The sequence below is a fragment of the Paenibacillus sp. FSL R7-269 genome (genome assembly GCF_000517865.1).
In the GTDB taxonomy this organism is placed as follows: Bacteria; Bacillota; Bacilli; order Paenibacillales; family Paenibacillaceae; genus Paenibacillus_AQ.
The window spans coordinates 1-474 of sequence record NZ_ASPS01000101.1 but is presented as its reverse complement, the minus strand read 5'-3'; the positions used below and the strand labels follow the sequence as shown (position 1 = coordinate 474).

At 54.2% G+C, this 474-nt stretch carries 1 protein-coding gene; it reads right to left on the bottom strand.

Features of this window, described 5'->3' with window-relative positions; translation table 11 throughout:
- Positions 1–474: IS110 family transposase (locus C162_RS30555; protein WP_156949749.1), on the bottom strand; the 474-nt coding region annotated here is incomplete at both ends.

Here is a 474-nt window from a genome sequence, read left to right as displayed (position 1 = left end):
ATCGGACATAAAGGTGGTTAGCTTGATGTTGGCATCCTGCAGGATTTTGTGAATGCGGTTTTTCTCCGCCGTCACCGCCTGCACCATCTTACTCCGGTAACGGGTCAAGTCTCGCAAATCCCGGATGTCCTGTTCGGGCACCATACTGCCTTCAATGAGCCCGCAACGGTGCAATTGCGCTAACCAGCGCGCATCTTGCATGTCACTTTTTCGACCCGGCGTATTCTTTACCCGCTGGGCGTTGGCCAAGACCAGATCACAACTGCCCTCTAAGATGTTCCATACCGGTTTCCATAACACGCCCGTGCTCTCCATCACCACCTCCCGGCAGCCGTGTTCACTCAGCCAATCTTGCAGGCCTAGCAATTCTTTGGTTGTCGTCCCAAAGGTTTTCAGGTGACATTGTGGTTTCTGTTCGATCGGTCCTTTCAACACGCAGGCCACAACGGTTTCCTGGTGCACGTCCAGACCGGC